General features: G+C 30.0%; 1 protein-coding gene. It reads right to left on the reverse strand.

All coding sequences use genetic code 11. The features are described from left to right. Window positions 1-1,167, reverse strand: a 1,167-nt coding sequence (locus L8U04_RS08225) for a hypothetical protein (protein WP_263709819.1), incomplete at its 3' end; no start/stop codon positions are given. Window positions 1,168-1,429 lie beyond the last annotated feature (262 nt).

The raw sequence follows: 1,429 nt of genomic DNA on the forward strand, positions 1-1,429 counted from the left end.
CATGATACTTAACTCATCATTGCTTTTAGTATCTTTACTTAAAATAGTATCTTTGGTTTCATGATTGATAAATTTAAAAAAGTGTAGTAGGTTGTTTTGTAAATTAACAATTCTTGAGCTTACTGCTTTGTTTATGTATATAAATACTATTAAAGCAATAGCTAAAACTACGAAAAGAGATACTATAATTATAGTTGCTATTAATTTTTCTATAGGCATTTGTATCGAGCCAACTGGAGCCATAGTCACAATAGACCAATAATCATCAGCACCATCCCATACATCAAAGTTTGCTATCGCTGCTCTATTTGCATTTCCTGTAGAAGCTGGTGTGAAGTCAAATAGAGTATTAGTTTGATTTTTTTGTAAATCAATTAATAAATTCGCACTAGGATGCGGGTTGATTTGAGTAATATTTTTGCCTATAAATTCGGTTGCAGGGCTAACTGCTATTAGACCATTTTTGCCTAATAATAATCTTTGATCGTCTTTAAAAACACTTCTTTCAGGATTTGTAAGCTCATGTTGAAGTTGTGTTAAACTTCCTAAAGCCCCTATAACCCCTATGATTTCTCCTTTTCTTACTATAGGCACAGCAATATTATAAGCTAGAATTTCTTCATTGTTGATGGTAAAATTTTGAGGTCGACCTATTGATTCTTTTCTATTTTTTATTGCATTTTCAACGCTTTGCTGATTTAAAATGACATCTTCTGCTTGGACTAATTGTACACCACCTTTTTCTCTTAAAGAAGTGTCGTGCAGTAGCATTAAAAATTTATTTGATTGTGTTAAAAGTTTAGGGTTAATGTCATTATATTTGGAAGTATCAAGAATATGCACATAAATATATGCTATCCAGCCATTAGAATCTAAAGCTCCTTCTAAAATATTTTTAATTCTGCGTTCTTCTATTGTGTCTTGTTCTGCGATGATGCTATCAATGGTATTTTCTGCACCCATTAGTGTTGAATGTACACTTTCTGTTGCTCCACGGACGATATTTGCATATCTAAAGGCACTTGTTTGAAGTAATTTATCTGCTTCAGTGTGTAAGATATTTGAAGATTGCATAGCAATTACACTTGCTAAAATTCCAATACCTAAGACTATAATTGCAATTACAACAGCAACTATTTTGGTCCCTATTTTTAAATTTGAAAACAATGTATCTCCTTTAATTTATATGTTTAAATTATTAAGATATATTTTATCTTAAGTATAATTATTTTTCAATTAATTAATATTTGTTTGGTATTTCTAATAGTGGACTTGAATGTAAAATGTAGATTTAATAGAGTATCAAAGTTAAACCCATTAAGGGTTTAACTTATTTAGAATTTTTTCTTCCTAGCATCTTCTAAGATATCATTAGCTATTTGATTGACATTGTCTGCAACTATAGCGCTGTCGTTTGCTATTTTTAAGT

The sequence above is a fragment of the Campylobacter sp. IFREMER_LSEM_CL908 genome (assembly GCF_025771545.1).
Lineage (GTDB): Bacteria > Campylobacterota > Campylobacteria > Campylobacterales > Campylobacteraceae > Campylobacter_D > Campylobacter_D lari_D.